This is a genomic window from Dietzia sp. SLG310A2-38A2, assembly GCF_014145095.1.
GTDB lineage: Bacteria > Actinomycetota > Actinomycetes > Mycobacteriales > Mycobacteriaceae > Dietzia.
On sequence record NZ_JAALDX010000528.1, the window covers coordinates 1529 to 7607 of the forward strand.

Below are 6079 nucleotides of genomic sequence, written 5' to 3' on the forward strand. Positions count from 1 at the left end.
AGCGGCGAGCGCGTCCTCGCACCCCTGCAGCCGCTGTGCGGCCTCCCCAGCCAACGCGACCCTTGTGGCGAGGTCGGTCCTCAGGGTCTCGGCCTCGGCCGACGCGGCCCGATCCTCCGCGCGGCACCTGGTCAGGTCCCCCTCTGCTGACGCCGACCCCGAAGCCGGGTCCGGTGAGTCCCCGTCGCCAGGCCCACCGGCCCCGGCGGGGGCCCCTGTCGACTCCCCGGACTCCTCCCCGCCCGACTCCAGCTCCGCGGCGAGTGTCGCCCGCCGTCTCGTCAGATCCTCGGAGGTGTCCCCGTCGAGCAGATCCGTCCTGCGTCGCCGTTGTGCTGCGATGTCGGCTCGGAGTCCCTCCGCCTGGCGGTCGCGCTTCTCGGCCTCGGCGAGCGATCCGCAACCGCACTCGCGGAGCAGCGCCTCGAGTCGGGACCTGGCATTCGACTCCGCGCGACGGACGGCGTCCGTGTCGGTGGCGGGGACGACGGTCAGCGACACCGTGCCCACCTCGAACACGGTGTCCTCGACGATCTCGCCCTCCCAGCCCGCTGAGGCGTCGATGGTCTCCTGACCGATTCGGGCCGTTCCCTCGCCGGCCACCGCCACCCTGGGGGCGCTGGCCGCACTCCGGACCACGGCTTCGCGCAGGGCCGCATCCGCGGTGCGGATCCGGTCCACGGTTCCGCCGGGGAGATCGATCCCCGCGAGCTCGGCTTCCTTCTCGGCGAGGTCCCGCCCGACTGCCCCGAGGGTATCGAGAAGGGAATCGAGGGTCGACAGATCGGCGCGACGCCGCGCCTGTTCGCGCGCGTTCCGATCCGCGTCGACCAGTGCGCGGGCTCTGGTGACCCGTTCCTCGGCCGCCTCCAGAGCGGCCCGCGCCTCACCGGCCCTGATCTCGGCCGGCTCCAACCTCCGTGCCGCCTCCTCCGTGGCAGCCCGTAACTCGGCTCCCCTGACCTGTTCCTCCTGACGTCGCGCGATGAGGTCCGCGCGCTCCCGGTCGAGCCGGCTCGCCGCGTCGTGGGCGACCGTGGCGCGGTCGACCTCCACCTCCGCGGACCGAAGGGCCTCGCGGAAGCGGGCCACGGTGTGTCCTGCCTCCTCCAGCCGCGCCACCTCCGCCTCGACGGCGGCCAGTGAGGACGTCCTGGCGGAGTGGGCTGCGGACTGTTGGGCGTGCTCGGACACCGCGGCGTCGAGTTCGGACAATCTCGCCCTGGCGTCGTCCAGCGCCGCGCGTGCGTCCGTGAGCCGGGCCTCCGACCGCGCGAGGTCGCCGGTCGGCTCTCCGCGTCGTGCCGTCAGGTAGCGGTGACGTTCCTCCCCGACCCGGGTGACGAGCGTGTCGTCACCGGTGGGATCGGCGCCTCCGGCTGCGGCGTCCAGGGCCCGCCGCAGCGACTCCATCCCCTTGCCCGCTTCCACCTGGCCGATGGGTTCGTCCTGGGCGATGCGCAGCGCCCTCCACAGGGACCTGTCCACCCGGCGGTCCAGAAGGTCCCGCACGTAGTCGTGGGCGTCGTCACCCGTCAGCGCCACCTTCGCGGACTCCGGGAACTCGAGCGACGTGCGCTTTCCCCGCACGAACTCCTTGCGATACCGCATCCTCTCCCGGTCGATGGTGAACTCCGCCTCCACCACCACCGGGACGTCACGACCCACGGGGCTCGCGGCCTTGATCTCCGCGCGCCCGGAGGACGCCTTGTGCTCGAGGAGCATCTCCAGTGCGTCCATGAGGCTCGTCTTGCCCGACTCGTTGGGGCCCTCGATCACGAAGACGCCGCGAGGGGGCATCTGCACCTCCTCCCGGTCGACACCGCGGAAGTCCTCGATACTCAGACGGTGCAGGATCACCTCACGCCTCCGTCCACGAGCCGGTACAGCAGGCTGAGCGCATTGCCCGCGTCCTCGGAGTCCGGTCCGGTCGAGGCTGCCATCTCCACGAGGTCCTGCACCGCGCGCCCGGCATAACCGTCGACCAGATCGCTGAAGTCCGAATCCTCCGCGCGGACCACGAGGTGGGTGAGCCGCTCTCGCAGGTAGGCGGCCGCGAACAGCTCCGCCCACGTCTCCAGCAGGTCGTCGATCCTGGCGCGCAGCGCCACCCCGACAGTCCCGGTGAGGCCCAGCTTGAGGACCGTCCTGGGTTTGTCCTCGATCGCCTCGATCCGCTCGGCGAGCGCGTCGAGATCCGACTCGGTCTCGATCTCCGCGTTGATCGCGAGGAAGGACCACCGTCCGGTCCGCACTGGTGTGACCACACAACCACCCCGGCGGCCTCCGACCGGGCTCCGCGTCCCGAGCTCGACGAGAAGAGCATGACCGGACTCTCTCTCCACGTCGTCGAACGCTGTGGTCTCGGGGCTTCCCGAGAACCAGATCCTGTCGCCGGAACCCACACGGGTGACAGAGTGTCTGTCGCCGAGCGCCACATAGTCCAGGTGACCCGACCCGACGGCGTCCTCGACCTCTGCGACGCGGATCGCCTCGACGGACGGGGAGTCGCCGCCATAGACCTCGTCGGTGCCCCCGTGCGCGAGGAGGATGCGCAGGGAGTCGGTCGGGTCGAGATCGGCGAGCAACGCGGGGAGGCGCGCTGGATCGGGGCGCTTGGAGGTCCACGGGACCCCCACCACCTCGACCCCGGGGCGTACCTCGACGGGTTCGGAGTCACAGATGACTGTGACGGCTCCGCCGTCCACCGCCGACGAGAAGTCCCGGCACCGCAGTACCGATGACACGTCCAGCGGATCGTGGTTCCCGGGGAGGATCAGTACCGGTACGGGAAAGGCCGCGAGAACCTCCGCAGCGCGCAGCACGACCGATCGGGGAACGGCGTTGTCCTCGAACGCGTCGCCCGCGACCACGACGAACTCGGCGCCGTGCTCGAGGGCGAGGGCCCCCAACGAGGCTACCGCGGCGAGTCGGTCCGCGGTGTACACCGCCTGCGACTCGGTCCCGAGGAACCGCCGTGTCATCCCCAGCTGCCAGTCCGCCGAGTGGAGGAATCGGATCATGTCGCCGTCCCGTCGCCTGTCCATGGCCGCATCGTAGGTCGGGGCTCCGACAGTGCCGCGACGGGATCCTCGTCGAACGCGCCGATCACGAGCGCTGATCCCGGGGCCGGTACCGGGTGAACGCGTCCAGGAAATCCTCGAGGTCGGCCACCACGCGCAGTTGCTCCAGTGGGTCCCCGGTCGCCGCCGCGGCGAGCCTTCTGGCGACCGGCGCGTCCAACAGGTCCTCCAGTCCCGCCGGGTCGGGAGCGGGAACGGCCGGGAGGAGCGGATCGCGGCCCCACAGGCCCTCCTCCACGTCGAACGCCACGGCCCCGTCGTCCCCGTCGCCCGTTCCGGCCAGCACCGCGCCCAGCGTGTCAGCGCGTAGTCCCCGGAGTGCGAACATCACCTCCGGCGCGGCGTCCCACCACTCCACGAGTACGTGGGCAGCGGCGAGCACGTGCCGGCACGGGCCGGGCTGCACCGGACAACGACACGAGTACCGGGTGGCGCCGTGAACCGCCGGGAGCAGCAGGAACCCGACGGTGTCGGAGAAGCCGCCGGACAGCGCGCCCAGAACTCCGCCGTCCTCGCGGCGCAGAGCCGAACGGAGCGCATCGGTGTCGGTCCCGTCCAGCGGGGCGAACTCGAACTCCACCGTGAACGGTTCCGGCTGGCTGCCGGCGACGTCGCACCGCACGATCCGGCCGGAGTGTTCCAGCGAGAGCACCTTTCCGTCGCGTGCGTCCTTGCGGCCGAGGAAGACGTCGCTGCCGCCCACTCCGGACTCGAGGTCCGAGGACCACCGCCGACTCCACATGTGCGCCCCGAATGGCCCCGCCTTCGACCTGGTGGGGATCCCGCCACGCCCGCTCACGGTTCGTCGCTCCCCTCATCTGCCAGGGCCACGAGTTCGGCCAGGTCGGTATCGGTGAGCTCCGTCAGCACACCCGCGAGAGGGCCCAGCGTCAGATCCGCCAACTCGCGTTTGGACTCGAGCAGCTCGTTTATCCGGTCCTCCACCGTCCCGGGCGCTACGAGCGTGCGGACCTGGACCACCCGGGTCTGCCCGATCCTGTGCACACGATCCGTCGCCTGGTTCTCCACCGCGGGGTTCCACCACCGGTCCAGATGCACCACGTGGTTGGCCTCCGTCAGCGTGAGCCCGGTCCCGCCGGCGCGGAGGGACGCGAGCATCAACGGCGGGCCGTCCGTGCTCTGGAACTCCTCGACCATCGAGGCCCGCCCTCCCGCTGTGACCCCGCCGTGGAGGAACGGGACCCCGCTCGCCGTCCGGCGCTCCAGTAGCGGGAGGATCAGATCCCCGAAGGCCCGGTATTGCGTGAACAGTAGGACTTTCTCCCCCGCGTCGAGGATCTCGGTGAGGACCTCGTCCAGTGCGGCGAGTTTGCCGGACCGGTGTCGTCCACCCCGCAACAGCGAGGACCCGTCGCCGAGATAGTGCGCCGGGTGGTTGCACACCTGTTTGAGAGCGGTGAGACCGGACAGGATCGCGCCCTTGCGGGCCGCGCCCTCGGATTCCTTGACCTGCTCCATCATGTCCTCGACGACCGCCTGGTACAGGGTCGCCTGCTCACGGGTCAGGGGCGAGTCGACCCTGATGTGCTGCTTGGCCGGCAGATCCGCGGCCACGAGCGGGTCCGATTTGAGGCGGCGCAGGATGAACGGGGCCGTCAGGGCACGCAACCGGGTGGCCGCGGCCTCGTCCCTGTGCGATTCGATGGGAACCGCGAACCGGGCGCGGAAGGTACTGGCCGACCCGAGAAGACCGGGGTTGGCGAAGTCGAACACCGCCCGCAGTTCGTCCAGCCTGTTCTCCACCGGGGTCCCGGTGAGGGCGATCCGGTGCCGGGCGGGGATCGATCTGATCGCCCGTGACACCGCGGTCGCCGGGTTCTTGACCGTCTGCGCCTCGTCGGCCACCAGACGCCGCCAGTTCACCCCGGTGAGCAGATCGACGTCTCGCGCTGCTGTCCCGTATGAGGTCAGGACGAGATCCGAGTCCGTCATCCGCTCGACCGCACCCTCTCCCCTATCGCGTCCCTGACCGTGGTGGACGTGGACCCGTAGTTCCGGAGCGAACGTCGACGCCTCGCGGGCCCACGTGGCCACCAGGGTCAGGGGCGCCACCACCAGGGTGGGGCCGGATGTCCCGGCCGCGTGCTCGACCGCGGTGAGCGCGAGGACCTGCATGGTCTTGCCGAGCCCCATGTCGTCGGCCAGCACCGCCCCGGTGTCGGCCCGCGCGAGAGCCGATAGCCACCTGACCCCGTCCAGTTGGTACGGCCGCAGTGTGGCCCGGAACCACTCCGGGAGCACGACCGGAGACGACGACGAGGGGATCCAGTCGAGCGTTGTGGGCGACTCGACCTCGACGCCTTCCGCCTCCTCGGACATCAAGGCCCCGACCAGGGCGGGTGCGGTCATCCGCTGCCCGCGCCTGGCGGCGAGGAAGCGGGCCGCCCGTCGGAGCGCACCCGGGTCCGCGCGGACCCACTGGCCACGGAGCTTGACCAGGTCCGATGCCGCGTCGAGCAGCATCCGGGCCTCGGTGGCGTCCAACGGGCTGTCGTCGACCACCATCTCCCAGTCGACCTCCGCCAGTTGGTCGAGCCCCAGCCGGTGCCCCGAGTCCACCGACTCGGTCCCGGGCTCCTTGACGACCACCCTGACCGCGGTCCTGATCCTCGTCCAGGCCCTCGGGAGGAGGACCTCGACACCGCGGCCCCGGAGCGCTTCCACCCCCTCGTCGACCAACTCGACCACGAGGTCGGTCGGCAGGAGCAGATCGGGTACGCCGGCCGCCTGGGTGGCCCGCGTCAGTGGCGGCCACGACCGGACAGCCCGGTCCACCACGTCGCGTACCGGTCCGGCCACCGAGGAGGTGTCGGCCAGGTCGGAGAACGGACGGAGCGAATCGGCACCCGTCCGGACCAGCACCTGCAGCCGCCAGAACACCGCGGGGCCCGGGGACCCCTCCCCCTGTGGGCCGCCGACCGCGTCGTCGTCTACCGCGTCGCTGCCGTTCGCGTCGCTGCCCGCCGCGTCGCTGC

General features: G+C 71.3%; 4 protein-coding genes. All 4 read right to left on the reverse strand.

The features are described from left to right. A partial coding sequence (locus G6027_RS16745) for an AAA family ATPase (RefSeq protein ID WP_182638127.1) occupies positions 1-1860 on the reverse strand: 1860 nt, incomplete at its 3' end. Beyond that, the gene (locus G6027_RS16750) at positions 1857-3047 is read right to left on the reverse strand and encodes a DNA repair exonuclease (protein ID WP_182638128.1); all 1191 of its coding nucleotides are present in this window, start codon (positions 3045-3047) and stop codon (positions 1857-1859) included. The genes G6027_RS16750 and G6027_RS16745, both read right to left, overlap by 4 nt. A gap of 61 nt (positions 3048-3108) precedes the next feature. Further along, a complete protein-coding gene (locus tag G6027_RS16755) occupies positions 3109-3882 on the reverse strand; it encodes a hypothetical protein (RefSeq protein WP_346995782.1) in 774 nt (257 codons plus the stop codon). Beyond that, the coding region (locus G6027_RS16760; protein WP_241727224.1) for a DEAD/DEAH box helicase at positions 3879-6079 on the reverse strand (2201 nt) is incomplete at its 5' end. The genes G6027_RS16760 and G6027_RS16755, both read right to left, overlap by 4 nt.